At 43.6% G+C, this 26,561-nt stretch carries 20 protein-coding genes; 11 read left to right on the top strand and 9 right to left on the bottom strand.

The window, feature by feature from the left end; all coding sequences use genetic code 11:
• Positions 1–80: 80 nt before the first annotated feature.
• The 5 genes from BMZ54_RS18180 (at position 81) to BMZ54_RS18160 (ending at position 5,222) form a co-directional block, all read left to right on the top strand.
• The gene (locus BMZ54_RS18180) at positions 81–1,223 is read left to right on the top strand and encodes an acyl-CoA dehydrogenase (RefSeq protein ID WP_089915008.1); all 1,143 of its coding nucleotides are present in this window, start codon (positions 81–83) and stop codon (positions 1,221–1,223) included.
• Positions 1,224–1,384: 161 nt separating this feature from the next.
• Positions 1,385–2,104, top strand: coding sequence for a YggS family pyridoxal phosphate-dependent enzyme (locus BMZ54_RS18175; protein WP_238386611.1), 720 nt, complete (start codon positions 1,385–1,387; stop codon positions 2,102–2,104).
• A 128-nt stretch (positions 2,105–2,232) separates the two neighbouring features.
• Positions 2,233–3,480 (top strand): TlpA disulfide reductase family protein, encoded by a 1,248-nt coding sequence (locus tag BMZ54_RS18170; protein ID WP_089915005.1) that lies wholly within the window; start codon positions 2,233–2,235, stop codon positions 3,478–3,480.
• Between the two features lie 31 nt (positions 3,481–3,511).
• Complete coding sequence (locus BMZ54_RS18165; RefSeq protein WP_089915002.1) at positions 3,512–4,786, top strand: serine hydrolase domain-containing protein; 1,275 nt, start codon at positions 3,512–3,514, stop codon at positions 4,784–4,786.
• Between the two features lie 130 nt (positions 4,787–4,916).
• Positions 4,917–5,222: a YtxH domain-containing protein gene (locus BMZ54_RS18160; protein ID WP_089914999.1), complete on the top strand. Its 306-nt coding sequence runs from the start codon at positions 4,917–4,919 to the stop codon at positions 5,220–5,222.
• Positions 5,223–5,452: 230 nt separating this feature from the next.
• Here the strand turns inward: BMZ54_RS18160 and BMZ54_RS18155 are convergent, their stop codons facing one another.
• The gene (locus BMZ54_RS18155) at positions 5,453–6,070 is read right to left on the bottom strand and encodes a hypothetical protein (protein ID WP_089914996.1); all 618 of its coding nucleotides are present in this window, start codon (positions 6,068–6,070) and stop codon (positions 5,453–5,455) included.
• A 5-nt stretch (positions 6,071–6,075) separates the two neighbouring features.
• Entirely contained in the window at positions 6,076–6,816 is a 741-nt protein-coding gene (locus BMZ54_RS18150) for an SRPBCC family protein (protein ID WP_089914993.1), read from the bottom strand.
• Positions 6,817–7,068: 252 nt separating this feature from the next.
• Between BMZ54_RS18150 and BMZ54_RS18145 the strand changes: the two genes are divergently transcribed.
• Positions 7,069–7,467 carry a VOC family protein gene (locus BMZ54_RS18145; RefSeq protein ID WP_089914990.1) on the top strand — a complete coding sequence of 133 codons (399 nt, stop codon included), beginning with the start codon at positions 7,069–7,071 and terminating at the stop codon, positions 7,465–7,467.
• Positions 7,468–7,880: 413 nt separating this feature from the next.
• Positions 7,881–8,747 carry a 3-keto-disaccharide hydrolase gene (locus tag BMZ54_RS18140; RefSeq protein ID WP_089914986.1) on the top strand — a complete coding sequence of 289 codons (867 nt, stop codon included), beginning with the start codon at positions 7,881–7,883 and terminating at the stop codon, positions 8,745–8,747.
• Positions 8,748–9,013: 266 nt separating this feature from the next.
• Here BMZ54_RS18140 and BMZ54_RS18135 read toward each other — a convergent pair whose 3' ends face one another.
• The 7 genes from BMZ54_RS18135 to BMZ54_RS18105 form a co-directional block, all read right to left on the bottom strand.
• Positions 9,014–10,774, bottom strand: a complete 1,761-nt coding sequence (locus tag BMZ54_RS18135; RefSeq protein ID WP_089914984.1) for a DUF885 domain-containing protein — start codon at positions 10,772–10,774, stop codon at positions 9,014–9,016.
• A 160-nt stretch (positions 10,775–10,934) separates the two neighbouring features.
• Entirely contained in the window at positions 10,935–12,896 is a 1,962-nt protein-coding gene (locus BMZ54_RS18130; RefSeq protein ID WP_089914982.1) for a glycoside hydrolase family 97 protein, read from the bottom strand.
• Between the two features lie 226 nt (positions 12,897–13,122).
• Positions 13,123–13,821 carry a hypothetical protein gene (locus BMZ54_RS18125; protein WP_089914979.1) on the bottom strand — a complete coding sequence of 233 codons (699 nt, stop codon included), beginning with the start codon at positions 13,819–13,821 and terminating at the stop codon, positions 13,123–13,125.
• Between the two features lie 196 nt (positions 13,822–14,017).
• Positions 14,018–14,473 carry a MauE/DoxX family redox-associated membrane protein gene (locus BMZ54_RS18120; protein WP_143081057.1) on the bottom strand — a complete coding sequence of 152 codons (456 nt, stop codon included), beginning with the start codon at positions 14,471–14,473 and terminating at the stop codon, positions 14,018–14,020.
• A gap of 68 nt (positions 14,474–14,541) precedes the next feature.
• Positions 14,542–15,648: a FecR family protein gene (locus tag BMZ54_RS18115; RefSeq protein ID WP_089914973.1), complete on the bottom strand. Its 1,107-nt coding sequence runs from the start codon at positions 15,646–15,648 to the stop codon at positions 14,542–14,544.
• A gap of 338 nt (positions 15,649–15,986) precedes the next feature.
• Positions 15,987–17,162 carry a FecR family protein gene (locus BMZ54_RS18110; protein ID WP_089914970.1) on the bottom strand — a complete coding sequence of 392 codons (1,176 nt, stop codon included), beginning with the start codon at positions 17,160–17,162 and terminating at the stop codon, positions 15,987–15,989.
• A gap of 28 nt (positions 17,163–17,190) precedes the next feature.
• The gene (locus tag BMZ54_RS18105; protein ID WP_089914967.1) at positions 17,191–17,748 is read right to left on the bottom strand and encodes an RNA polymerase sigma factor; all 558 of its coding nucleotides are present in this window, start codon (positions 17,746–17,748) and stop codon (positions 17,191–17,193) included.
• Positions 17,749–18,214: 466 nt separating this feature from the next.
• Between BMZ54_RS18105 and BMZ54_RS18100 the strand changes: the two genes are divergently transcribed.
• From BMZ54_RS18100 to BMZ54_RS18085, 4 genes are all read left to right on the top strand, one after another.
• Positions 18,215–21,550 (top strand): SusC/RagA family TonB-linked outer membrane protein, encoded by a 3,336-nt coding sequence (locus BMZ54_RS18100; RefSeq protein WP_162277598.1) that lies wholly within the window; start codon positions 18,215–18,217, stop codon positions 21,548–21,550.
• Between the two features lie 45 nt (positions 21,551–21,595).
• Entirely contained in the window at positions 21,596–23,086 is a 1,491-nt protein-coding gene (locus BMZ54_RS18095; RefSeq protein WP_089914962.1) for a RagB/SusD family nutrient uptake outer membrane protein, read from the top strand.
• Positions 23,087–23,106: 20 nt separating this feature from the next.
• The gene (locus BMZ54_RS18090; RefSeq protein WP_089914959.1) at positions 23,107–24,051 is read left to right on the top strand and encodes a tetratricopeptide repeat protein; all 945 of its coding nucleotides are present in this window, start codon (positions 23,107–23,109) and stop codon (positions 24,049–24,051) included.
• Between the two features lie 71 nt (positions 24,052–24,122).
• Positions 24,123–26,528 (top strand): glycoside hydrolase family 2 protein, encoded by a 2,406-nt coding sequence (locus BMZ54_RS18085; protein WP_238386610.1) that lies wholly within the window; start codon positions 24,123–24,125, stop codon positions 26,526–26,528.
• Positions 26,529–26,561: the final 33 nt, after the last annotated feature.

Here is a 26,561-nt window from a genome sequence, read left to right as displayed (position 1 = left end):
TTAGCCCTGATGGGATAGATGTACCAAAAAAGGCATCCCTTCCATGAGCATATTACATACATCAAAACCACGCATTACTTATGAATTACGAATTAACAGAAGAGCATTTAATGATACAAAAGGCCGCCCGGGATTTTGCCGTGAACGAGCTGTTACCAGGGGTAATAGAGCGCGACGAAAAACAGAAATTCCCGGCCGAACAGATTAAAAAGCTGGGAGAGCTGGGATTTTTAGGCATGATGATAGACCCCAAATACGGGGGGGCCGGCCTGGATACCATTTCTTATGTGCTGGCAATGGAAGAGATCTCCAAGATAGATGCATCCACTTCTGTTTGTATGAGTGTAAACAACTCCCTGGTATGCTGGGGACTGGAAACTTTCGCCAATGAAGAACAAAAACAAAAATACCTGGTACCACTGGCTAAAGGCGAAGTAATAGGCGCTTTTTTACTGAGTGAGCCGGAAGCCGGTTCCGACGCTACTTCCCAGCGCACTACTGCAGAAGATAAGGGCGACCACTATCTGCTGAACGGTACCAAGAACTGGATCACGAATGGTAACTCCGCCAGTACCTACCTGGTTATAGCCCAAACCCATCCTGAAAAAGGCAGCAAAGGCATTAATGTGCTGATCGTAGAAAAAAGCTGGCCCGGGGTAACCATCGGCGCTAAAGAGAATAAGCTGGGGATCCGCGGTAGCGATACGCACAGCATTATGTTCCAGGATGTAAAGGTGCCCAAGGAAAACCGTATTGGCGAAGATGGTTTTGGGTTTAAGTTTGCCATGAAAACGCTGTCCGGCGGCCGCATTGGTATTGCATCCCAGGCATTGGGCATTGCCAGCGGCGCATTTGAGCTGGCCTTAAAATATTCCAGGGAAAGAAAAGCTTTCGGGAAAGAGATTTCCCAGCACCAGGCCATCCAGTTTAAGCTGGCAGATATGGCCACCCAGATAGAAGCGGCCCGCCTGTTATGCCTGAAGGCCGCCTGGCAAAAAGATAACCATCAGGACTACACGCTCAGCGCTTCCATGGCCAAGGTATTTGCTTCTGAAACCGCTATGTGGGTAACCACCGAAGCAGTGCAGGTGCACGGCGGCTACGGGTATGTAAAGGAATACCATGTGGAGCGCCTGATGCGCGATGCCAAGATCACCCAGATCTATGAAGGTACTTCCGAAGTGCAGCGGATCGTGATCAGCAGATCGATATTGAATGCGTAGTCGATGGTTCATTGCATAGTACGTTTTTTCAGTACTGCAACTATATGTAAAAGAGCATGCGCTATGAGCCATGCTCTTTTACTTTTCCACGAACCATCATTTTTTCACGCACCAGGCCATGGACCATCGACCATGGACTATGGACTTCCACGCACCAGGCTATGGACCATCGACCATGGACCATGGACTTTTTTTTTACCTTTGCACCCATGTCCATCAATTTACCCGCTTATCAACAGGTGCAGGCCACTTTGCAGCCATATGGTGCCCGGCTGGTAGCCGTTTCAAAGATCAAGCCCGTAGCAGATATCCAGGCGCTGTACAATGCCGGTCAGCGTGCCTTTGGTGAGAATTACGTACAGGAGCTGGTGCAAAAGCAGCCGGAGCTTCCCTCAGACATAGAATGGCATTTCATTGGTCACCTGCAAAGCAACAAGGTGAAATACATTGCGCCTTTTGTAAGTATGATCCATGCAGTGGATAGTTTTAAACTGCTGCAGGAGATCAGTAAACAGGCCGCTAAAAATAACCGCAGTATTGATTGTTTATTACAGATGCACATTGCGGAAGAAGAAACCAAGTTCGGGCTGGATGCCGCAGAGCTGGAAGCCCTGTTACAACAATGGCAGCAGCAGGCATTACCCAATATCCGCATAACCGGCCTGATGGGCATGGCCACCAACACGGATAATGAAGCCCAGATCCTCAAAGAATTTCAGCAGCTGAAAGAATTACACACCCGCATAAAAGAACAATACTTCCCGGACCAGGATTATTTCCGGGAACTATCCATCGGCATGAGCGGTGATTACCTGCTGGCCCTGCAGGCTGGCAGCACTTTGGTGCGCATCGGGAGTTTACTGTTTGGAGCAAGGGGGTAATAACATTCCCATTCCATCTGCACATCTGCATATCCGCACATCTCTTTACCAGTCCATTCACCATATCTATATCTGAAAATCCGCACATTTTCTTACATTTGTCTACTAATTTGATAGAATAACTGGCTATGATAAAGTTACCATCCTTCTTCGCTTGCCTATGCTGCACCCTGGTCACTGTATTATCCGCTCACGCACAGCAGTCTTTTGCTGACGGTACCTGGCAGGCACGCCTGCACCGGGCCGATGGGGCCGACATTGTATTTAACGTGGAAGCAGCCGAAAAAGACGGCCGCAAGGTGCTGTATGTGCTTAATGCCGGCGATCGTTTACTCGTAGATGATATCCAGGTACAGCAGGATTCTATCATTATCCAAATGCCGTTTTTCGATTCTGAGTTCCGGGCCGCCCACCAGCCAAACGGAGAACTAAAAGGACGGTGGATCCGTCACCTGGCCAACCAGGACGTAAGCATTCCCTTTACCGCCATTCCCGGCGTAAAAGAGCGCTTTACCCAGCATCAGCCGGCCAAAGGCAATGTAAGCGGGCGTTGGGCCACTAATTTCCTGGTACCCGGTAAAAGCGACAGCTCCTTTGCAGTAGGGGAGTTTAAGCAGGATGGCAATAAAGTGACCGGCACCTTCTTAACGCCTACCGGCGATTACCGTTTCCTGGAAGGCATCCTGGATGGGGATACCTTAAAGCTCTCCACCTTTGATGGTTCCCATGCCTATTATTTCACTGCCCGTCTTACAGATCAAAATACCCTGGAGCAGGGCGTGTTTTACGCAGGCATTGGCAGCGGCAAAGAAACCTGGTCCGCCCGTAAAGACGCTGCAGCAGCCCTGCCGGACGAAACTAAGCTGGCAACTGTAAAGCCCGGGCAGTCAAAACTGAATTTTTCTTTTCCCGATCTCAATAGCAAACCCGTAAGCATTAACGATGCCCGCTTTAAGAACAAAGTGGTGGTTATTACCATCATGGGCTCCTGGTGTCCTAACTGTATGGACGAAACAGGTTTTCTTTCCAAATGGTATGAGGAAAATAAACAACGCGGGGTAGAGGTAATAGGCCTGGCCTATGAGCGTACTACGGATTTTGAAAAGTCCAAAAAAGCATTGTCCGGTTTCCTGAAACGTTTTGATGTGCAGTACCCGGTGCTTATTACCGGCGTTACCACCTCCGACCCGCAAAGAACTGAGAAAACACTGCCGCAGCTTACTGCCATTAAAGGTTTTCCGACTACTATTTTTGTAGATAAGCAGGGCCGTGTAAAAGAAGTGCATACTGGTTTTTCAGGCCCCGGTACCGGCGAACATTACGAACAGTTTAAGGAGGATTTCAATAACCTCATAAATAAAATGTTGAAAGAGTAGTATATTCCGTGTAATACTAAACGTTACACGGATGAAGAAACGATTGCTCCTGTTAGCCGCCTGCGGGTGGCTAACGTTACTGTCCTTTGCGCAAAGCCATCCCCGGAAATTTATAACAGCTGCCAATGCCCATGCAGCAGGTTTCTCCGCAGACCGTTTAAAAAGAATAGATAGTTTTTTGCAGGCCACTGTTAGCAAAGGGCTGGCGCCCAATGCGGTTACTTTCATTGCCCGCAACGGGCAGATCGTGCATTATAAGGCATTTGGCTACAGCAACCTGGAGCGGCATAAGCTGCTGCACAAAGACGCCATTTTTCGCATTGCTTCCCAAACAAAATTGATCACTACCATTGCGCTGATGATGTTGTATGAGGAAGGTAAGTTCTTCCTGGATGATCCGCTGTCAAAATACATCCCGGAGTTTAAAGATGCAAAAGTGCTGGTAAGCTATAACAGGGAAAAGAGCACCTATGAAACGCGGCCTGCTGTAGCCCCTCCGACTATACGTAATTTATTATCACATACCGCCGGTATCCCTTATGAGCATCCGCTGGATAGCCTGTTGTTTGGCGGACGGTTGCCGGGCCTTAACTCTTTGAATAATGACAAGCTGGAAGACGTGGTGAAGAAAATAGCCCGCCGTCCGCTGCTGCACGATCCCGGCGCGCAGTTTACTTATGGTATGAGTATAGATGTTGCCGGCCGGCTGGTGGAGATCTTTTCCGGTATGAGCCTGTCTGATTTTTTTCAACAACGCATCTTCAAACCGCTGGGCATGGAGGATTCCTATTTTTACCTGCCGCCTGCCAAAGCTAACCGGCTGGTGGAGCTGTATGCATTGCCTTCGCTGGATAGCGCCTTAAAGCTAAGCGATAATCTTTCCAACAGAACATTTGCCACCAGCGGCGTACAAACCCTGTACCTGGGCGGAGCAGGATTGGTAGGCACTATTGCGGATTATGCAAAGGTGTGCCAATTGATCTTAAATGGCGGTACATTCAACGGTGTGCGTCTTTTAAGCCGCAAAACTGTGGATTTAATGACCCGTAACCAGATCGGCAATAACCTGGTATGGGACCGCAATGACAAGTTTGGCCTGGGTTTACAGATCATTACAGCAGATACCCATTATGGCGACCAGGCCTCTCCCGGATCCCTCACCTGGGGCGGTGCTTATTGTTCTGAATACACGATCGATCCTAAGGAAAACCTTATCCTGCTGGTGTATACCAATGTATTGCCCTATGCTTACTACGGCGAGTTTGTGCGCAAATTCAGGATCCTCACTTACCAGGCAATCGATTAAATGAAGGGAGGAACAGGAGCTAAGAAGGTTTTTAACTTGGCCTGATATTTGAAAAATCCTGTACAGACAACGATCTGCACAGGATCACCATCTATTTGGTGTTATTCGTTAAACCTTAAAATAAATTCATATGAGCACTACAAAATTCTTATCAGGCGCGCTGGCCGGTTTAGCCACAGGTGTATTGGTAGGATTGCTAATAGCTCCAGACAGCGGAGAAGAAACCCGGAAAAAGATCCGTTATAAGACCAGTAACTTGCGTAATAAGTTTGGCCGTATAGTGGGAAAGGGGTCTAAGGATCTGGCTGAGTTAAAAAAAGTGTTTGAGCATGAAGTAACCGGTTTAAAAGATGATGTACGTGAACGGATCTTACGACTGATAGACGAAAGCAGAACCTCTTACGATGACTTCAAGAGCGAAGTAGAAAATAGCTGATGGCAAGCAGCACTGTTAAATGATTCCTTCGTTATTCCGGGAGATCGGGTGTATCTCCTGGAATGATCAGGGAGCATCCACGTTAAATATTATATCCTCCCAATAACACACGTCATATACCAAAACAATTTTTCCATTAGCATACCGTGGTCTTGCAGGGTGTAGAATATTTTATGCAAAAAGTCCTGGCAGGTTTAACCTGTCAGGGCTTTTGTTATTGCAATACTTCATTACTTTAGCAGACCCTTTACAAGTGCCTTCCACTGCGGTTTTGAGAACCCCACAGCTGCTGTTAAAGCTACCATCCAGTTCCTTACCTTATCTAAAAGATCATCCGGTTGTTCATTGGGTTTTTCATTGCGCCCGTATACACTGGCTTTAATGCTGTTGCCAACACGTTCGATCACAAAGGAGCTGGTAGCTTCGGGGTCATAAAAATGCGCTACCTTACCCTGCAGCTGCCTGGGATTACCGGAAGGCCTTACACGAAGGGCCACGTAAGCACAATTGCCGGAGCGGGTGCTGCGGTCTTCTATCTTTTCGATCTCTACCCAGTCATATCCGTTCCCGTTCTTGCTGCCAGGCCCGGGAAGGTCTATGCGTATATGATCGCCTTCCTCCGCTTTATGATACAGCACACGCCCCTGGCGGTCGGTTAATGTAAAGTTAGCAGAAAGTGAACCTCCCAGCTGATGCCAGTGGTTCACTTCCAGTAATCGTTCTTTTGCAATATTAAAGCGTTGTATACATGCTTCCACAGTTGGGCATGTAATGGCATATTCCGTATTATGCTTGCTGCCGGTATGCTGCGGCGGAACTGTTCTGTTACCGGCTTCCACTTGTTTCATAAAGGTTATTTTTCATCATTTACCACCACACCGGTTTCCATGAAATGTTTAAAACGTTGAATATCTTCCTGTACAATACGTTCAAAAGCGGAGTTCAGCAGCCAGGCCAGGCCGGTACCTACATGGCCGGCAGGCGGGCGGTAGGTGATCATGATCTTCATAGCAGTGCCGCCGTTAGGGGTATCTTCAAAAGTTACACGTCCTGCAGTAGCTACCTGCGATCCTGTAATGGAACGCCAGCCCAGTAAAGTGCCCGGTTCTTCCTTAACAATTTCCGCTTCCCATTCCAGGGTACCCACACCACCAGGGCCGCGGGCTATCCAGCGGGAATGAGTACTGTCTCTTTCATCCACCTGCTCAAGGTGACGCATAAACAGGGGCAGGTTGCCCAGCTGGCGCCAGAAAGCATATACTTCTTCCCGGGGTTTATTGATGATCATGGAGCTGCGGATATTAATGGCGGTGCTATGCCGGGCGCTGCGCTGTTCAATGGCTGCAGTAACCGGACAGTTACCGGATAAACCGCGGTACAGCAGGTAACCGCCTACTGCTAACCGGGCTAAACTTTTTATGGGGTGCTTGCCCATGCTGCCGATAGCGGCGCTGGCAATCAGTGAACCTGCAACAATAGATGCTATCCGTCCTTCCTTGCTTACATTGAGTATGTTACTGTGGTCGTATAAAGGCCCTGCGCTGGGAGCCTCATGCTGGCTATTGCCGTTCAGTAATGTGTTATAAGAATTCATGGTAAGAACATTTTGATTATGAATACCTTACAGCTAAAACCTTGCTGTTTTAGAACTGAGAATTTAAAGAATTGTATATCAATGAATTGTATGGATAAAATGGTCCGCTGTTGTGGAATTAAACATACCCAGTGTAGAAAAAAATGCAAACCATCTTCCTCCGGATATTCCTGTCAACTATGCCTGTAGCCGCTCATCTTTTTGCCTGCCTTCGTCTTCCGGTGTTTCATTAACTTTAGTAAAACCGCTTTTATGTCCACTTATAAACCTGCTGGTTTCAGTGCCCTGACCACGTATTTGTCTGTTAAAGAATCTGAGCAGTTTGTGATCTTCCTCAAAGCAGCCTTTAACGCCGGCCGTGAACAGGTGTATAAAGACGATGAAGGACGGGTGATGCATGCACATATTTATATTGATGATGCTATCCTGGAGTTTGCGGAAGCGCGCCCGGAGTATCCGTCCATGCCTACTTCTTTTCACCTGTATGTACCGGATGTAGATGCCACCCATGAACAGGCCATTGCCGCCGGAGCCACCGCTACTGCGGAGCCGGTGGATCAGCCTTATGGTGAGCGCAGCAGCGCCGTTCGTGATGCCTGGGGTAACAACTGGTACATTGCAACCTATACGGGCAAGATGCAGGAGATGTAATTCCTGTTACGTTTGTCATTTTAGTTTGTGCTTTGCAGGCCCAACCCCGGACTGCGCCCGCCTGTGTGGATGCCTGTTTAGCTGTGTCAAGCGGATGGGCGTTGCAGGTGGGATTAAGCGGTACCGGTCGTGTCACGCCGGACAAAGGTCCGGGATCCGGGCCCGCGAAAGCACGCGGCTTACCCCCTTCATAATTATTCTCTAACCTTTGAAAAATATCCAGAGGGGATGAGTATATTGTAAACGAAAATTCCACTTATTGATTAGTTGTATCCATGACATTTAATGGGTGCTTATCCTCTGGTTTTCAGGGCAGGCAATGAAAGTGGAAGCATTCAATCACTCGTAATTATTTCAACAGTATTCCCCGTTTTTCGCGGGATCGTAATTGATAATTCGTAATTAACTAACTTATGCAAAAACTCTTCCTCGCGCTTTTTATTCTTCTTGGTTTCGGTTGTCAGGCACAACAAAAAGCAACTAAGCTGCCTGGTAAATGGATCCAGCTGTTTAATGGCAAAGACTTAAAAGATTGGGATATTAAGATCGCCAAACATGAGCTGAACGATAATTTCGGGAAAACGTTCCGGGTAGAAAATGGCTTACTGAAAGTGCGTTATGACGGCTACAGCAATTTCGATGACCAGTTCGGGCATATCTTTTATAAGAAGAAATTCAGTGCATACCTGTTGGTGATGGAGTACCGTTTTGTAGAAAAACAGGTGCCCGGCGGGCCGGGATGGGCCATCCGGAATAATGGCGCTATGATACATTCTCAGGCAGCTGCCACTATGGGTAAGGACCAGGATTTTCCTATTTCTTTAGAAGTGCAGCTGTTAGGCGGTAATGGTACTGATCCGCGAAGCACAGGCAACCTGTGTACACCCGGTACCAACGTTGTTATGAATGGTAAGCTTATCACCGATCACTGTATCACCTCTACCTCTAAAACCTATCATGGCGAGCAGTGGGTAACCGTATCGGCGCTGGTGCTCCGCGATTCTGTGATCAAACATATCGTAGAAGGCGATACTGTGCTTACCTATACGCAGCCCCAGATCGGCGGTGGTCAGGTAAGCAATTATGATCCTGCTATTAAACAGGATGGAAAGCTGTTAAAAGAAGGTTACATCGCCTTACAGGGCGAAAGCGCACCTACAGATTTCCGCAAGATAGCCGTGTTTGACCTGGAGCCTTATATGAACGACCCGGTAAAACTGAACCAGGTGATACATATGCTGCAGGAAAGCACTAAGCCCACCACGAAGAAACAGGAGTAACCGGTGCTGGTTGTATCATACCATGCGGCGGGCGTGGTGGATGCGGAGGCCTTGGCGGACGAGGTGGTTTAGGCGGCGTTGCACAACTGGCTATAATAAGCGGTGCAAACAGCAGCAGTGAAAAAATATGCCGTTTCATACTCATCGTTTCCTCTGATAATACAAATACGGTACCAAGGTAAAGGGCCACAGATAAGGCTGGTATATAAAAAGGGGAATGCAATCCATACGGCTGCATTCCCCTTTTTTATATTCGTTTCAGTGATTTAATCCAGCATCAGCTGGCGTATGTACTTCACCGGAGCATTACCATAGCTCAGGAACTTTTCATTAAACTCCTTCAGGTTAAATTTGCTGCCCAGTTTTTCCTGGTAAGCATGGCGCAGGTCAATGATCTCTTTAAAGCCGGTATAATAGCTGGTCAGCTGTACACTGGTCACACTCACCCGTTTCCATTTACCCTCTGCTTCTGCCTGCTGCTGAAAGGCCTGCCGGGTAAGCAGCTGTATGGCATCTTCCTTACTCATGTCTTTTACGTGCACGCTGTAATCCAGTATGGTGTTGCAAACCGTACGCAGGTTCCATTTATACCACATCAGCCACATTTCAGGCGCGTTGTTGCCATAACCATTTTCCAGCATCATCTGTTCGGTATACACGGCCCATCCTTCTATCATAGCACCGTTAGACAGTAATGATTTGATCAGGCTGGGGGATTTGTTGGCGTGTACCAGCTGCGTGTAATGGCCGGGAATGGCTTCATGTATGTTCAGGATCTGTAGTATGTATTGGTTGTATTCCCGCAAAAAGCTTTCTGCTTTGGGGGCAGGCCATCCTTCCAGGCTGCCTACATTATAATAGGTGTTGCCGCCTTTATCATAGGGGCCGGGTGCGCTGATAGAGGCGCCTGCCACGCCTGCCATGTAACCAGGTTCTTTACGCACTTTCAGCGGTTTGCTGGGGTCCATGTACAGCAGATCTTTTTCCTTGATGAAAGCCGTAAGCGTGGGCAGCTGCTTTTCAATAGACTGCTGAAATTCCGCCGGTTTTGCATGCTGTACAGAAAGTGTATCTATCATACGTTTTATCAGCACCAGGGAATCTGTTGGCACAGGGGCGCTGCCAAAATATTTGGGCCACAGCTGCCGGCTAATGCGGGCCATTTCACCATGCACCCAGGCTTTGCGCACCATGGCAGAATCATAGATCTGCTCAGCGCTGTACATGGATTGTATGTTGAATTTAAATTTATCCTCGTACAGATCTTTTCCTAAACGAAAGCTGCGCGGATGCTCCACTTTCAGGGCTTTCAGCCAGGCGGCAAAATCCTTCATAGCAGTAGCTGCCGTTTTCGCACGTGCTAACAGCTGCTTTTTTTCATCAGCAGCCAAACCGCTTTTTTGCAGGGAATCGGCCAGGTCTTTTTCAAAGATGGAAAGCCCGCCCAGGTTCTGGTCCTGCGCCAGGCTGGTAAGCTCCGGTACCGGGTCTTTGATCTGTTGTTTGGCCGCTGCATAGTAAGCCGGTACATTGTTTAAGCGGCTGTAAAAGCTGCGCAGGCGGGTATCCAGCGGTGCATAGGTTTCATTGAGTATGGTGGCAAAAGTGTTGCTTACATTATAGTTGGAAGGATCCCATTCCTGTGTTTTAGCCGTTGTAAGATCCCATTTACGCTGCGCCAGCTGGTTGCGGATCAGGTAATAGTCTATCAGCAGCGCGCTGCTTAGCTTACTGGTATCATAGGTTTGCAGGGAATCCTGTTGTTGCTGTAAAAAGGCCAGCTCTTGTTGCTGGGAGGCGCTATCTGGTATCACCAGCACACTGTCGTATTTGTGATAACCTACACTGGTAGCCCAGTCGGGCGATATTTTCCATAAGGCCTCAATGAAATGATCCTCATACTGGCGAAAGGCAGCACTTTGCGTAGTGTCCTTGCTACTATCGCCTGTGCCAGGCTCTTTTTGTCCCTGGTTACAGGCAGCCAGCAGGCCGGCCAGGGACAGGGAATAAATCAGGTGTTTGTACATATGTATTTGTTTTTAGCGGAAAGCAGAAAGGATAAAGCATAAAGCCGGGAAGTAGCACGCAGTTTAAGTTGCCCCATGGTCTGCAGTGCTTCTGTTTGGTGCTTTTAGCTTTGCGCGTTCAACGTTTAGCCTCCAGCTTTATGCTTTTAGCTTTGCGCTTTCAGCTCTTTTTAAGCTTCCCTAGCCATCCCCCGCCTTTGCTCATTTGCACGGTTAGCTTATCGGCGGAAGTTACGGTTTGTTTATGGAACCGGTAGTCAGCAGCATGTTCGTCGGCATTTATGCCATCCTGAACGGCTTCCAGCTGGTAGCTGCCGCTGCCCAGGAAACTGAGGTTCAGGTCCAGTTTGCGGGCATCCCAGTTGGTCATGGCGCCAATGTACCAGGTATCGCCCTTTTTACGGGCAATGGCTACATATTCACCGGCCTTGCCCTGCAGGGCGATGGTTGTATCCCAGGTGGTGGGCACCTGCGCAATGAATTGCGTGTATTCCGGATCCTTCAGGTAGTTGGAAGGATTGTCGCACAGCATCTGCAATGGAGCGTCATACACCACGTACATAGCAGCCTGGTGGCAGCGGGTGCCCTGGCTCATGGGCTCAGAGAATACATGGCGAAAGTTATCCTTATTGGCATTGATCATAGCGCCGGGCGTATAATCTATCGGGCCAGCCACCATACGGGTAAAGGGCAGGGTTACATCATGGCCGGGTGTTATTTCATCACCGCCTTTACTGTTCTCCAATCCCTTCACGCCTTCGTAGTTGATCACGTTAGGGTATTTGCGGTTCAGGCCAGATGGTTTGTAGGCGCCGTGAAAGTCCACCAGCATTTGCCGTTTGGCGCATTCCTGTGCGGTACGTTCGTAAAAGTTCACCATCCATTGGTCGCCACGTTGCATAAAGTCTACTTTAATACCTTTAACACCCCAAGAGGCGTACAGGTCGAGGGCATCGGTCATATGCTCATCCAGAGCGTTCCACAGTACCCAGAGTATAATGCCTACATTCTTGCTTTTGGCATAGCTGAGCAGCTCCGGCATATCCAGCTGCGGGGTGGAGTGGAGGATGTCCAGCGTGGTGCGGGTCCAGCCTTCATCCAGTATAATATATTCCAGGCCGTATTTAGCGGCAAAATCTACATAGTATTTATAGGTAGCGGTGTTAATGCCGGCGCGGAAGTCCACGTTATAAATATTGTTGGCATTCCACCAGTCCCAGGATACTTTGCCGGGCTTTATCCAGCTGGTATTTTGTAAAGCATTGGGGGTGGAGAGCTTGTATACCAGCTCATTTTCCAGCATGCCTTTATCATCCGGGCTAATGATTAGCGTGCGCCAGGGAAAGGTGCGGGTACCGCTGGTTTTTACAATATAATCAGCATTTTGCAGGATTTTGGTGCTTCGGTCGCCATGTAGCTCTTCTTTCAATATCACCGGCGGAAACTGTGCTTTCAGCGCATTGCCATTGGTACCGAACAGGAACTGGTTGGGATAGTCGTGCAGGTCAGCTTCCGTGATCATTACCTTGGTGCCTTTGGTGGTGCTCAGGTAAATGGGCAGGCCGGCATACAGCTTATCGGAGATCCGGGCTATGCTGGTATCTTTAAATCCATATTCATAATGGCTCTGGAAGGTGGGGGACACGTGGCCATCAATGGGCCACCAGCTCCGGTCATCTTCCGGCAGCTGGTATTGGATCGGCTCATTTTTTACGGTGATCTCCATACCCAGGGCCGTTTCAAAACGGTAAGCCACACCATCATTATAGGCGCGGAAACATACGGTATAATTGCCTTTGAAGTTCAGGCGCAGCTCATTATACTGTTCCGGTATGTGTGCTTGTTTTACGGGCACAACGGCGTCTATCACGCTATTTACCGTATTGCGCTGCTGTTTTTTCAGCACGGGTGTTTGTCCTAATACCGGGCCATTGGCCAGCTCCATACTAATGGTGCTGGGCAGCAGCAGGGTTTCATTGTTATACGTTACAGACCATTGCAGGGTGTTGGTGACCTGTACCTTAACGGCTATCTTTTTATCCGGTGAGGTGAGGTTGTAATCGGTAGCACGGCTGATGACGGGTGCTAATAGCAGGCAAATGCCTGGGAGGAGTTTATTCATGCATGCGGAAGTTTAATGGGGTGCAAAATAGGAAGGGATCGGGAAAAAAGGTAGCATTGTTTTGATAAAGGGTAGACGGGAATTAGCAGGGGGGAGGAGCTTTTTAATACAGGCCTCTTTCATAAAGTCGTGTAAACGCTTCTTAAAAACAGTTTGGAAGTTAGTCTCGAAGGCACCTTGGTCAATATCATCCTTTTTGACAAAATAGCTAACCGTATACGGTATATCAGGCTGTTGCCTGATCTCCCGGTAAACCTTCCAGGTTCGACTGGGTAGGCAGCTTTTTGAAATTTTCGTTTTCGTTCAGTACTTTCCGGTATAGGTTTATGAGTTGAAGGTTGGCCGTCTTTAGTTCCATTAATAAGTTTCCCCTGGATTGTTTGCATAGCCGCATGTCTTCCAGTATATGATGAATCATGTGATTCATAGGTAATAAGGGAAGTATCCTGGCTGTAGAATCATTCACCGTTGCCAGGTCTACCAGTTCCTTAAATTCTTTCCTGCTGGCTGCCAGTTCTTCCAGCATCGGGGCTTCCAGTTCAACGATAAAGAGCTCTGTTTCGGCTACTGGCTGTAAAAGACGGGCACCCTCCGGCAAATATGCAAACCCGAATTGATCTTTTTGGATGGAAAGCGCGGGTATTTCAGGCAGCATGATCTGCAGGGAACCATTTAAACAGCAAAACATACAAATGGCTCCCCGGCGGCGGTATAACTGCACAAAAGCAGCCTGTTTCATACGGAAGCGGAGGATGTAAATGCGGAACAGTTTATATAAAAGTGTTTGTGTAAGAATATGTCCAAAATTGTATCGGTGGTATTCTACGTTTGCCCAGGTAGCAATAGAGCGTTTCAACTTTTGGGGGATAACCACCGGCTCACCAAGGGAGCTTATTTTGAGGGATGGGTTAGTGGTTTTTTGCATAATCAATAGTTGTTGAGGATCCAATTAAAGCATGGCCTACAGCAGGCAGATGTATGACCTACGCAGTTTTAAATATAATACCTGCTGGGTTTATTGGTGGGGATTAATCTATTGTAAATTAAAAAAAGGAGCTGCAATTGTACAGCACCGCCATACATGTATTTTTCAGTAGGGGATGGTATTAAACGGAAAGGTCTTACAGGGGGGCAATGTGATGTTTGGCATTGTCTAGGTCCTGTACTTTGGGACGCTTTCTTTCCAGGATGGCGCCTATCAGTGCCAGTATTGTCATTATAATATTAAAGATGATATGCTGGTTCCAACTCATTTCCTGTAATACGCCACCACAGCTACAGGGTAGCTCTTTACTGAAACTCACGATTGCAATTACATAACCGGTGAAAGCTATCATTAATACAAAGGACGCATATAATCCCCATAATCGCCAGGCTGGTATAAATAGTAGTACTGCTACCGCAAATTCTGCCAGCGGTAGTGCCCAGGCAATAAAAGGTGCAATAGGATGCAAAATAGGGGAGGCGCCTATTTGTTCTTTAAACACGGTGTACTCCATTAGTTTGCTAATACCGGTGTATAAGAACAACACTATTAATAGCAACGCTATAATAGAAGGAATGGTTCTTTTGAGCATAACCGAATGTAAGATATTGTCCGTAAATGATCGTTATCATTTTGGGCCATTTAGGAGGTCATTTTAGCTTAGTTGGCGTTATGACCACTACCTGTCATATAGCCCAGTGGATTGAAAACATGTGATGATTTTTTTTGAACATGCCATTGGCCAATATAATCCCTGTAATAGTATACCTCATCAGTGATATCAACTAACCCGGAAAGAAATTCTATAATAGGGTCACGAAAATTGCAAATACCTGTAAAACGCAAACTTGCAATTGTAGGGTCATCAATAATAATATTTGTATTGTATAACCTGGTAAGATCTTTGCAAATCATTTTTAATGGCTTGTTGTAATATATATATAACCCCTTGTTCCAACCTGATTCAGGTGTTTGCCTTGACCGTTCTACTAATATTTTTCCTGATAACTGGTTTATAATTGCATTTTTACCTCCAGAAAGGACGGTACTGTCCTGTTTTGATTTAATTAATACGCGTCCTTCTACAACAGTCACCTCGCTGTTTTCCATATCGGGATAATTGTTAACATTAAAGGAAGTACCTAAAACTGTTATATCCATGTTCTTGGAATACACAATAAAGGCTTGCTTTTCATTTTTAGTGACCTCAAAGTACCCTTCCCCATTCAGGTATACGTCCCTATGCTCCTCCCAGGCAACCGGATATTCAAACGTTGTTGATGAATTAAGATGAACCTTTGATCCATCACGTAGCCGTATACGCATGCTTTTACCCTTTGGAATAGTGATCCTTATCGGTTTCTTTTTATTGTTTTTGTGCCTCACGGTAATAGCATGTGCCAAACTATCTACGTCCACTGTTACATCAACCGGGCCTAAAGAATCATTAATAATAACAGTACTTTCATCAGGCAAGTCAATCCGTATACTATTCTCTGCATTGTTAGAGTTAGCTCCAGGTAGAGTTTCGGGAGAAATATGCAGTGGTCTGTTATATAATGGTGTGAAAAGTAAAATTGGCACTAACAGATAAAACAATGGTTGTAGTTTTTTAAATAACGGGATATACTTTTTTAAACGCCTGAAGTAAGAACGGATCTTATGCGGATTTTTGACCGTTTCTTCTACTGCGGTATCCTGCGCTTTTCCCAGCATACGGTTAAGTATGGCTAAGATAGTTGAACATACGTTGTTCCAATCAACCATAATTAATACTTTAAATTTCGAAGATTACCTTGGGATCTTATGACTTGCTTTTAGCTAAGGTGCCAGGCGTTTACGTGACAACAGATTGCCTTGCCTTGAAGGAGGCAACAATAAGTCGTCCGTTAGTAACGATACCGTTGCAAAATTGAGTGTGTACTACTCAAGCTGATAATTAGTTAAAAAGGCCGCTGGAAAGCGGCCTATGAAGCTATTGAATCTATTGGTGAAAAAAATAATGATTTCATAGCTCCTTTAAATCTGATTAACATTTCACATTTTAATGACATCACAGAAAATGTTTAGTTTCTAGTTCCTCAAAACCATCAAAATTTTAATTGTTATTTCAGATGCAGGACGCCCTTTTTATCTTCATAATAGTCGAGTGCAATGGTTGCTTTGAGAGCGTTCAAAAAATCTTGTATAGGCATTTTACGGTCCAGTACACCGGAAAAGCGTCTATCAGCTAAGGATGGATTATCTATTTGAATTTGTACCCCATACCACCTCGGTAACACGCTGGAAATTTCCTGTACGGTGGCATTATCAAAAATTCGGATGCCCTCGCGCCAGCTAAGTACTTCCTCCCTGTCAAATGCCAGTACCTGTATATTACCGGCCGTTTGCTGCACTACAGCTTGTTCGCCTGGCCGTATTATCGTCTCTTTACCCCGGTTCTTCACTTTTACAGATCCGTTTACTAATGATACTGTTAATTGGTCCGCTTCATAAGTATTTATATTAAAAGAAGTACCTAATACTTGTACTGCGCTGCCGGCAGAATGCACAATAAGCGGATGTTTTGCGTCTCGGGCTACTTCCAGGTAAGCTTCCCCGTTAATATAGATATCACGGGTAGCACCGTTGAACCTGAAAGGGAAACGCATTTCCGTAGCGCTATTCATCTGTACTTTGGTGCCATCTGCTAGTACGATATTATAATCCTGACCAACAGGTACTTTTAAAGTGTTTAATCCTCCTACTCCATCTCCCGTACCTGCGTCTGTAAAATGCAGGCTTTTTTGCTGGTTAACCAATGTAGTGTTGCCTGCCTGTACAGTGCCTTGAGTAGCAGAGAGATCAATAGTCTGGCCTTCGGCCAGTTGTAACTGGATGCTATTAGTTGCCTGTGTGGGATTGCCGGTAAGGAATAAATTTCTTTTAACCCCCCTCAATTGCGTGTACAAAAGATAACTGCCCGCTAGTATGCCAGTAAATACTGCGGCCCACAACCACCGTTTTATTATATATACTTTGTTTTGGGCAATTACATTTCTATTTAAAGCGCTACCTTTCCAAAACACATCTGTTCCCAACCTGGCCATTTGTGTGTCCCTATCTTCCTGGCTGAAACTCGATGAGAATGCTGTCCATGCATTTTTTACGTCCTCATTTTTTTCAATCAATTCCTCTAATACATAGTTATCCCTTTCACTGATAGTACCAGTAATTTTTTCAACCATTCGTTGAAGCAATAAGTCCGGATCAGGATAAAGGCTCATATCTGTTTCACTCATGATAAAGACAGGTTTTTTAAAAATTGGACTATTGCTGTTTTAAATTTGATCGGAGAATTTTCAGTGCAGATACAATCTGGTTACGCACCGTGTTGGGACTGGTACCTAACTCTGTGGCAATATCTTTGTATTTCTTGCCTTCAAGTACCGCCAGTTTTAATACCCGGGAGGTTTGGGGAGATAGTTTTTCCATTACCTGAGAGAGTTCAAAATAGCGCCGTTTCAACTCCTGTTCTATTTCAGCTTCTTCCATAGGACTAATGGGAAGTATGCTGTCAGGGACAATCATCTGTTCAAAATGTTTACGGCGGGTTTTATCTTTTTCAATTTTTAACAGGCAGCGGTTTTTGGTACTTATAAACAGAAAAGAGGAGAGGGATTGTTTAATATTAAGGAATCTTTGTTTTTCCCAGAAGTCCATAAAAAGATCCTGTACCAGGTCCCTGGCTTCCTCTTCATTACGCAGTATGGCAAAGGCCAGGGTTACTAGTTGTTGTCTGTACTTATAAAAGCACTCCTGCAGCGCCTGCTCGTCGCCTTCTTTTAACCTTTGTAGTAAGATAATATCCTCATTAATGGATTGCATGCATTCTACTTTAGTCCCCGCTCATATAATTGTTCGGGTGCCCATGACAATATCAGCCCTTTGCTTTTAGTATAGGTTATTATTGAGATGGAAAAGTAACTGTCCCCTTAGTATTAACCAGTTATAGGTGCTGTAAATATACAGAAAAAGCTACGTTTGAAGAATGTATTTTATGTTTCTGTAAACCCTGTATGAAATTATCTTTAAAATTTGGTTAAGGCATAGTCCATTTTTTAAATTTCCTGTCTTTATACTTGAACGCACTTTTCTGCCCGTTCACTATTGGTCATTTTTTACAAGGGAGAATGTATACTAATATACTCAATGTCATGTGGATCTATTGTTGAAGGTTAGATTGCCAAGTAACAATGCCAAAGGAAGATTGCGCCTCTTGCTGCCTATGATGAAAAAGGAAATTCATACCAAATCTAACGCTTACTTATAAACTAACCAATGTATGAAGGGGATGTCTACACAGGGGCGCGCCGGCGTGTTCCTAACCGTTCTATTAATCACCTATGCCTGTTTCTCCTCATTAAAAGCCCAGGCCAGCCATCAGGGCGATGCAACCGTAACACTAAAAGGTACAAACATAACACTTGCAACTGTTTTTAAGGCTATTTACAAACAGACAAAAGTGGGCGTTTTTTATGCCAAAACTTTACTGGATGACCAGGTTACTGTGGATGTTAATTTTCAAAACACACGGTTGGACGAAGTATTGGAATTTATTGTAGGCAAAAAGGGCTATATATGGGTCTATAACGGCAATTATGTAACTATTAAGCCTAAACCTGTAAAAGAAATTACTGCCGAGAAGCATACCAGTTTGATGGGCGATACTTCCTCAACTATACAGTCTGTGGCAGGTAGAGTGACGGATGCTAATGGCAATCCGTTGATCGGCGCCACGGTACAAATCAAAGGTTCAGGGGAGGGAACAACAACGGATGTAAATGGAAATTTTACTTTACCCAGGGTGTCGAAGAAGGATATCCTGTTGATTAGTTCATTGGGTTATGAGACAAGAGCAGTAGGTGTAAAAGGCCAGTCGATTTTGACGAAGTTGAACGTAGCCGTAAATGATTTGGATGAAACGGTGGTGGTAGCTTATAGTACTACTACCAAACGGCTGAATACAGGTAATATTAGCGTGGTTAAAGGAGATGAGATAGCTAAACAACCTGTTAATAATCCTCTTTTGGCTTTGCAAGGAAGAGTGCCGGGGTTGTTTATAACTCAATCTACAGGGGTTTCCGGCGGAACTATGAACGTGCAGATTCGGGGACAAAACAGCATAGTAAATGGTAACGATCCTTTCTATGTTATTGATGGAGTACCTTATTCATCACAGCTGCTTCCTAATATTGGAGGACAAATACTAGGCTTTTCAAGCTCAAATGGAGGACAGTCAGGAAGTCCTTTGAGTTTTTTGAATCCGGATGCAATAGAAAGCATAACAGTACTGAAAGATGCAGATGCCACCGCTATCTATGGATCTCGCGCGGCCAACGGTGTAATTTTAATCACAACAAAAAGAGGAAAGTCAGGTCAAACCAGGGTCGATATCAATTTACAGCAAGGATGGGGAAAGGTTGCAAGAAAATTGAATCTTCTGGACACACGGCAATACCTAATTATGAGGCATGAAGCGCTAAATAATGATAACTTAACCGTTGGTCCGGAGGATTATGATATTAACGGATCATGGGACACAACACGATACACAGACTGGCAAAAGGAATTAATTGGTAAAACTACTCAGTATACTAACCTTAATGCTTCTGTATCTGGTGGCAACAGTATCACACAGTACGTGGTAGGAGCAACCTACCATCGAGAAACCACTGTATTTCCCGGGGAATTCTCGGATCGGAAGGGAAGTGTTAATTTTAATATTAATAGCCGATCTGCAAATGACCGGTTTAAGCTTCAACTTGGAGCAAACTACCTTGTAGATAATAATAATATTCCTAATGTAGACCCTACCTATTTAGCTACCTATTTATGGCCTGATGCGCCGACCCTGTACAATGTGGATGGAAGCTTAAATTGGGCTCCAAATTCTTCTGGAAGATCAACATTCCCCAACCCGTTAGCAGGACTGCAAAGTATATATAAAGTAAAAACAAAAAATTTAATCAGTAATGGTAGTCTTAGCTATAAGGTGTTAGAAGGTCTGGACATTTTGTGCACTTTCGGATATTCAGATCTTCAATCTGATGAATTCGCAGGTCATCCATTATCCATAGTTGCTCCGGAGAACCGACCCTTCTCCGGAAGGGATGCAACATTTGGAAATAACGCTATTACTTCCTGGATTATAGAACCACAAATTTCTTTCAAACGTCCTGTTGCTAATGGTAGATTAGAAGCGCTGTTAGGCACAAGTTTGCAACAAACCAACTCCAAAGGCCAGCAGTTACTAGCATATGGCTATAATAGCGATATGACTTTGGAAGATATAAGATCTGCAAGTAATGTTCTTGTTCAATCTACACTTACTGAATTATATAAGTATAACGCACTTTTTGGAAAATTGAATTATGTATGGAGGAACAGGTATATTATTAATTTAACAGGCAGAAGAGATGGTAGCAGCCGGTTTGGTCAGGCGAATAGATTTCATAATTTCGGTTCTACAGGTATTGCTTGGATATTTTCAGAAGAAAATTTTATTAAGAATAATATCGATTTTCTAAGTTTTGGGAAATTAAGAGCGAGCTATGGTACAACAGGTAGTGACCAAATTCCCAATTACCTTTTTCTGGACTTATATCAACCTGTAAATGTAGGAATACCCTACCAAGGCGGGACTGCGTTAGAACCTAATCGTTTTAATAATCCATACCTGCAATGGGAAGAAACAAAAAAGACGGAGTTTGGATTAGAAACAGTTTTTTTTAAGGAAAAAATCTTATTTACCGCAAGTTATTTTCTAAATCGGTCATCTAATCAGTTACTAGCATATACCTTACCAATTTTTACTGGGTTTGGTTCCGTGACGCGTAACTTCCCGGCAACTGTTCAGAATTCGGGATGGGAATTTTCAATTAATACGAAAAATATAAGTACACATGACTTTACATGGGAAACAAATTTGAATCTTACCATCCCTCATAACAAGTTAGTATCCTTTCCAAATCTTGCCACTTCTACCTATAGTTACCGGTTAATAATTGATCAACCTATTACAATTCAAAAAGTCTTTAATTATGCGGGAGTAAATCAAGAGACAGGAATGTATGAATTCTATGATAAACAGGGTAAGCGTACATATAATCCATCATTTTCTGATGATGCTATTCCGGTAACAGTCGGTATGCCTAAATTTTTTGGCGGTTTTCAGAATTCCCTTAAATATAAGGGTATACAATTGGATTTCCTTTTTCAGTTTGTTAAGCAATTGGGATCCAATTACGCATTTGGTAATAACGCAGGTACCTTTTGGAGTGGAAACCAACCCCATTATGTCATGGATCGTTGGCAGAAGCCAGGTGATAATGCCAATATTCAGCGATTTGATGGTTCCGGTGCTTTGGGTGGACAATATGGGCTTGCCACTTTTAGTAATGCAGCTTATTCTGATGCGTCCTACATCAGGTTAAAAAATGCTTCTGTCTCTTGGAGTTTGCCCCAACATCTTGTAAGCAAGCTGCATCTACAAACTTCAAGTGTATATGTTTTGGGCCAAAATTTACTCACCCTTACCAATTACAAAGGGCTTGATCCTGAAACGCTCAGTTCAAGAACATTACCCCCAATGAGAGTTATAACATTGGGAATAAAGCTGGGCCTTTAATACCTGAATTAAGACAATCTAAATATCTTCAAAACAGATAGAATTATGAGGCGACATAAGATAAAAGAGATCTTTGCACATTTAAAACAAATAGTTTCTGCGAAAGCTATTTTGTTGTGGATTATATATTGCATAATGGGATCGGTTTTTTTAACAGCCTGTGCCAAGCTGGTTGAGGTAAATGCCCCTGTCACCAGTACCAGTGGTCCTAATGTATATCAAAGCGATCCAACAGCAATTGCTGTTATGACTAACATTTATGCAAGAATAAGCAGTGCTTCATTTGGAAATGGGGGGCTGAGCTCTCTTTCTTTATTTCCAGGCTTGTCTTCAGATGAACTTACGTTGCATAAAGGGCTAACAATGCCTGGGTATGAGCAGTACAGGGCATTTTACACTAATAATTTGACAAGTTTGAATATGGGAGGGGCTGATTATTGGAGTGCTTGTTACCCCATCATTTTTATTTGTAATGCTGCTATTAATGGATTAAATACATCTGCAGCGCTAACGCCATCTGTGAAACAGCAACTACTTGGTGAAGCAAAGTTTGTGCGGGCATTTTGTTATTTCTATTTAGTGAATCTATATGGAGATGTTCCTCTTGTTTTAAGTACAGACTATTCAGTGACGGCTTCCCTTGGAAGAACGCCACAGACAGATGTATGGGCTCAAATAATTGCCGACCTTAATGATGCCAAGAAGGTTTTAAGCGCTGATTTTGTTGATATAACGCTCCTTAATGTTTCAGGAGAGCGTGTAAGACCAACAAAATGGGCCGCCATAGGCTTACTTGCACGAGCTTATTTGTATACAAAAAAATGGGATTCTGCATCACTAAACGCAACGGATGTTATTAATGAAACCGGAAGGTTCCAACTACTGGGAGATTTAAATAGTGTGTTCAACGCTAATAGTAACGAAACTATCTGGCAAATTCAACCGGTTAACCTGGGGCAGAATACGCCCGATGGAAGATTTTTCGTTCTTCCGGATACAGGACCAGATAACGATCACCCAGTATATCTAAGCCGAAGCCTTTTAAATAGTTTTGAAAATTCAGACCGGCGCCGGGAAAACTGGATAGGAGCCGTGAATACTGGTGGCATAGACAGTTTTTACTATCCACATAAGTATAAAATATCTGGGTTGGATCAACCAGTTACAGAGTACGAAACGATACTGCGGTTAAGCGAACAATATTTGATTCGCGCGGAAGCGAGGGCTCAGCAGGGCAATATCCAAGGAGCAGTATCCGACTTAAATTTAATCCGGTTGAGGGCAGGATTGATTCCAATCCAGGTAACCACAAAGGAGATTATACTAAATAAAATATATCACGAGAGGAGAGTTGAATTATTTACCGAATGGGGACATCGCTGGCTGGATTTAAAAAGAACAAATACTATTGATGCCGTGATGGCAAATGAAGCATCTCAAAAAGAAGCCGTTTGGAGTAATTACAAGCAGTTGTATCCTATTTCTCTAGGCGAAATCCAAAATGGGATAAACCTCAAACAAAATTTGGGTTATTAAAATTATAAAAATTATACTTTATGTTAAGATCTGTGATATTACTTGTATTTATTCCAGTGTTCTTAAAAGGCCAAATCTCACAATTGGAATCTCACAGCAATACAGATTCTGTTGTGCGGAAGTTTGAAGATTTACTAAAAATCTACCAGGATGGCAGTATGAGCTATAAGGAAATGCCTATATTGATTATGGAGTCTAAAAATTTGCAGAAAGATGACATTACAAAGAAAATTACCGAAGACTATATAAATAATTATTTATGTAAACTTGAGGAACAAGATTTATTGACAAGGGAAAACATAGAGAACATAAGAAAATACAACCAATCTTCACGAAGTAAATTATTTTCATTTTTCTATAATAATAAGGATAAGATAGATCAGGTTATGGATATAAAAGGATATGCGCAGAGTTACGTTGACTACATTATTGCATTTGAGGAAATTGACCCTAAGCTTATTGTTGATAATAAACCTATAAAAGGAGAGCCAGATTGGGACAAGATGCACAAGACTATTGCACATAAATACAACCCGGATTACGCAGATAGAAATATAATCGAAGCGCAACTAAGATGGTATGGGTTCATGAAAGATACATTAAGTCTGATAAAATATAATCTTAAAAAAATTGATTTATATGGATTAGATACGCTTGGATTTGGTAAGGATGGACTAAATAATATGATTTACTATATGATTTTCCGTCATAGCAGTGATAAAGTTGTTTTAAATAAAAGTGTAGAATGGATGAAGTTGTTAATTAAGGGAGAGCCAGATAATGCAGCCTATATGGATACATATGCAAATCTGTTGTATAAATTAGGCCGAAAACAGGAAGCTCTGGCATGGGAACGTAAGTCCCTTTCTTTAGATCCGCATAATCGAGAGACTCTGTTCGCATGGGAGAAGATGAAGAGAGATGAGCCAACATGGCCATCAAAAAAGGACTTAAGTGATAACTAGACATTAGCTTTATCTGAACTTTCTATCTGTATTTGAAAGATTTCATTATCATAAACTAATAATTAGGGAAAGTGTATTTAAAAAAGTATATCATTCTGATCTTTATCCTGGGGGCAAGTGTAAAGAGTGACGCTCAAAAAGATTGGTCCCCTCAGCCCTCAAATATCAAAACACGCTGGGCCCAAGAGGTTTCACCAACTAATGCGTTAAAAGAATATCCGCGTCCCCAGATGGTACGTAAAGGATGGACAAATCTAAATGGCCTGTGGGATTATGCAATTGTTGGAAAAGATGTACAGATGCCAAAGGCCTACCAGGGAAAAATATTGGTTCCTTTTCCTTTAGAATCATCTCTTTCAGGGGTAAAAAGGGCATTGTTGCCTGAGGAGTGTTTATGGTACCATAAGGATATTATCATCAAAAGGCAAGCTCAGAAAAGGGTACTGTTAAATTTTGGTGCGATAGATAATAATGCAATAGTGTATGTTAATGGAGAAAAGATTGGTGGCCATGAAGGCGGATATACTAACTTTTCCATTGACATAACGGATGCGTTAAAGGATGGTTCGAACGAAATTCTCGTAAAGGTATCTGATGCAACTGAGCAGGGTGTTTTTCCTCACGGGAAACAGGTGTTACATCCGGAGAATATTTACTATACACCCAGCTCCGGAATATGGCAAACGGTATGGCTGGAGTCTGTGCCTGATAGCCATATTTCAAAAGTCAGATTTACACCTGATATAGACAAAGGTATATTGAATTTACAGGTAAATATAAATGGGATAATTGGTGATTGTAATATCGAGGCTATTGCATATGCAGATGGAAGAATGGTCTCCAATAGTAGGTTTTCTCCGGCTGATAGTTTGATAGAATTAAAGATAGCAGATCCTTCAGAAGTTCACTTATGGTCACCTGTGGATCCGTTCTTATATGACCTTAAAATACGGTTAATTAAAGATGGGAAGATAGTCGATGAGATCTCTAGCTACTTTGGTATGAGAAAGATTGCTATTCATAAGGATAAAGCAGGATTTGAACGTATATTTTTGAATAATCAGTATACCTATAACCTGGGAACACTTGATCAGGGATTTTGGCCTGATGGCCTTATGACAGCACCTACTGATGAGGCATTAGCTTTTGATATTAAAGCTATAAAGGCAATGGGATTTAATACGATACGGAAACATATTAAAATTGAACCGGCCAGATGGTATTATCATGCTGATAAACTAGGCATGTTAGTATGGCAGGACTTCGTTAACCCAAATCAGGCACTGCCAGAAGGAGCAAAAACTGCATTTGAAGTACAGACAAAAGAAACACTAGATCAGTTACATAACTATCCTTCTATTATTACTTGGGTATTATTTAATGAGCAGTGGGGATCATATGATCAACAAAGATTGACAGAATGGGTGAAAGCACAGGATCCATCCCGTTTAGTTAACGGACATTCGGGTGAATATATTTTCATTGATGGAAAGGAGACCAAAACGGGAAAAAATAATTGGATTTCCAGCGATATGACGGATATTCACTCGTATCCAGATCCCACGAATCCTCCAAATATAGACGGTAAAGTAATGGTACTGGGCGAGTTTGGTGGAATCGGCGTATTTGTTCCGGACCACCAATGGAATCCATCTAATGCCTGGGGATATGCGCAGGTTACGGCCTCCTCCCTAAAAGGCAAGTATGCAATTATGACAAATACATTAAGATTGTTGGAAAGAGAAGGATTAAGCGGTTCAATTTATACACAGCCCTTCGATGTAGAATCTGAGCAAAATGGTTTAATAACCTATGATAGGGAAATCATTAAAATTCCTTTTGAGGAAATTCGGTCATTGAATGAACACCTGGTTGAAATTGGGAAAGTTCCTGCTGTTACTGCAATGAATGCAGACCTTTCGGACCCTGCGATTATCTATAGCAAAATGATGGATGAATATATCCAAGGTCGCAATGATACAGTGTTTTTATATAAGCTGGCAGTAGCTGCCCGGCAGGTATCAGACAAGCCAGGCGTACATCGGATATCAAATGAGTATATAGCAAAATTGAGCAGGCCTTACTCTAAGGAAAAGCTAGAATTTATAATGGAAAATACTTTCAGTACAAAAGACCCCGGATTCAAAATTCTTCAAGCACAACTTAAAGATACTGCTTCTTTGCTGGAGCAAAGGACTGTAACTATGAAGTTAATGAATTCCATTTTCACTGACAGTATAGAGCCCTTCTTAAAGGATACCACCGTTGATGTAGATTGGAATGATATTGAGAAAAGTATAAAAGAATTCGGAAATGCTGGTGAAGAAATCTTCTTACGTGCCAAAACAATTTACTACTATAATAAGACGGATTGGAAAAATTATGCACCTGTTGCAGCCATTTACCTGTCGAAATATGGAAAGAATATAATTGAACAAGAGAAAAAAGTATTTGAAAGTGCTATGGCAAACAAATAGCATAATTAATTTTACTGCAGATATACCTCAGTT

This window comes from Chitinophaga rupis, assembly GCF_900109685.1.
Taxonomy (GTDB): Bacteria; Bacteroidota; Bacteroidia; order Chitinophagales; family Chitinophagaceae; genus Chitinophaga; species Chitinophaga rupis.
The sequence above is the reverse complement of the archived record's forward strand: the minus strand, read 5'-3'. Positions and strand labels throughout refer to the sequence as shown.

Excerpts from the sequence above, each read along its gene's own strand:
- BMZ54_RS18180 (WP_089915008.1), top strand. The coding sequence starts at position 81 with ATGAATTACGAATTAACAGAAGAGCATTTAATGATACAAAAGGCCGCC.
- BMZ54_RS18175 (WP_238386611.1), top strand. The coding sequence starts at position 1,385 with ATGGACCATCGACCATGGACCATGGACTTTTTTTTTACCTTTGCACCC.
- BMZ54_RS18170 (WP_089915005.1), top strand. The coding sequence starts at position 2,233 with ATGATAAAGTTACCATCCTTCTTCGCTTGCCTATGCTGCACCCTGGTC.
- BMZ54_RS18165 (WP_089915002.1), top strand. The coding sequence starts at position 3,512 with ATGAAGAAACGATTGCTCCTGTTAGCCGCCTGCGGGTGGCTAACGTTA.
- BMZ54_RS18160 (WP_089914999.1), top strand. The coding sequence starts at position 4,917 with ATGAGCACTACAAAATTCTTATCAGGCGCGCTGGCCGGTTTAGCCACA.
- BMZ54_RS18155 (WP_089914996.1), bottom strand. The coding sequence starts at position 6,070 with ATGAAACAAGTGGAAGCCGGTAACAGAACAGTTCCGCCGCAGCATACC.
- BMZ54_RS18150 (WP_089914993.1), bottom strand. The coding sequence starts at position 6,816 with ATGAATTCTTATAACACATTACTGAACGGCAATAGCCAGCATGAGGCT.
- BMZ54_RS18145 (WP_089914990.1), top strand. The coding sequence starts at position 7,069 with ATGTCCACTTATAAACCTGCTGGTTTCAGTGCCCTGACCACGTATTTG.
- BMZ54_RS18140 (WP_089914986.1), top strand. The coding sequence starts at position 7,881 with ATGCAAAAACTCTTCCTCGCGCTTTTTATTCTTCTTGGTTTCGGTTGT.
- BMZ54_RS18135 (WP_089914984.1), bottom strand. The coding sequence starts at position 10,774 with ATGTACAAACACCTGATTTATTCCCTGTCCCTGGCCGGCCTGCTGGCT.
- BMZ54_RS18130 (WP_089914982.1), bottom strand. The coding sequence starts at position 12,896 with ATGAATAAACTCCTCCCAGGCATTTGCCTGCTATTAGCACCCGTCATC.
- BMZ54_RS18125 (WP_089914979.1), bottom strand. The coding sequence starts at position 13,821 with ATGCAAAAAACCACTAACCCATCCCTCAAAATAAGCTCCCTTGGTGAG.
- BMZ54_RS18120 (WP_143081057.1), bottom strand. The coding sequence starts at position 14,473 with ATGCTCAAAAGAACCATTCCTTCTATTATAGCGTTGCTATTAATAGTG.
- BMZ54_RS18115 (WP_089914973.1), bottom strand. The coding sequence starts at position 15,648 with ATGGTTGATTGGAACAACGTATGTTCAACTATCTTAGCCATACTTAAC.
- BMZ54_RS18110 (WP_089914970.1), bottom strand. The coding sequence starts at position 17,162 with ATGAGTGAAACAGATATGAGCCTTTATCCTGATCCGGACTTATTGCTT.
- BMZ54_RS18105 (WP_089914967.1), bottom strand. The coding sequence starts at position 17,748 with ATGCAATCCATTAATGAGGATATTATCTTACTACAAAGGTTAAAAGAA.
- BMZ54_RS18100 (WP_162277598.1), top strand. The coding sequence starts at position 18,215 with ATGTCTACACAGGGGCGCGCCGGCGTGTTCCTAACCGTTCTATTAATC.
- BMZ54_RS18095 (WP_089914962.1), top strand. The coding sequence starts at position 21,596 with ATGAGGCGACATAAGATAAAAGAGATCTTTGCACATTTAAAACAAATA.
- BMZ54_RS18090 (WP_089914959.1), top strand. The coding sequence starts at position 23,107 with ATGTTAAGATCTGTGATATTACTTGTATTTATTCCAGTGTTCTTAAAA.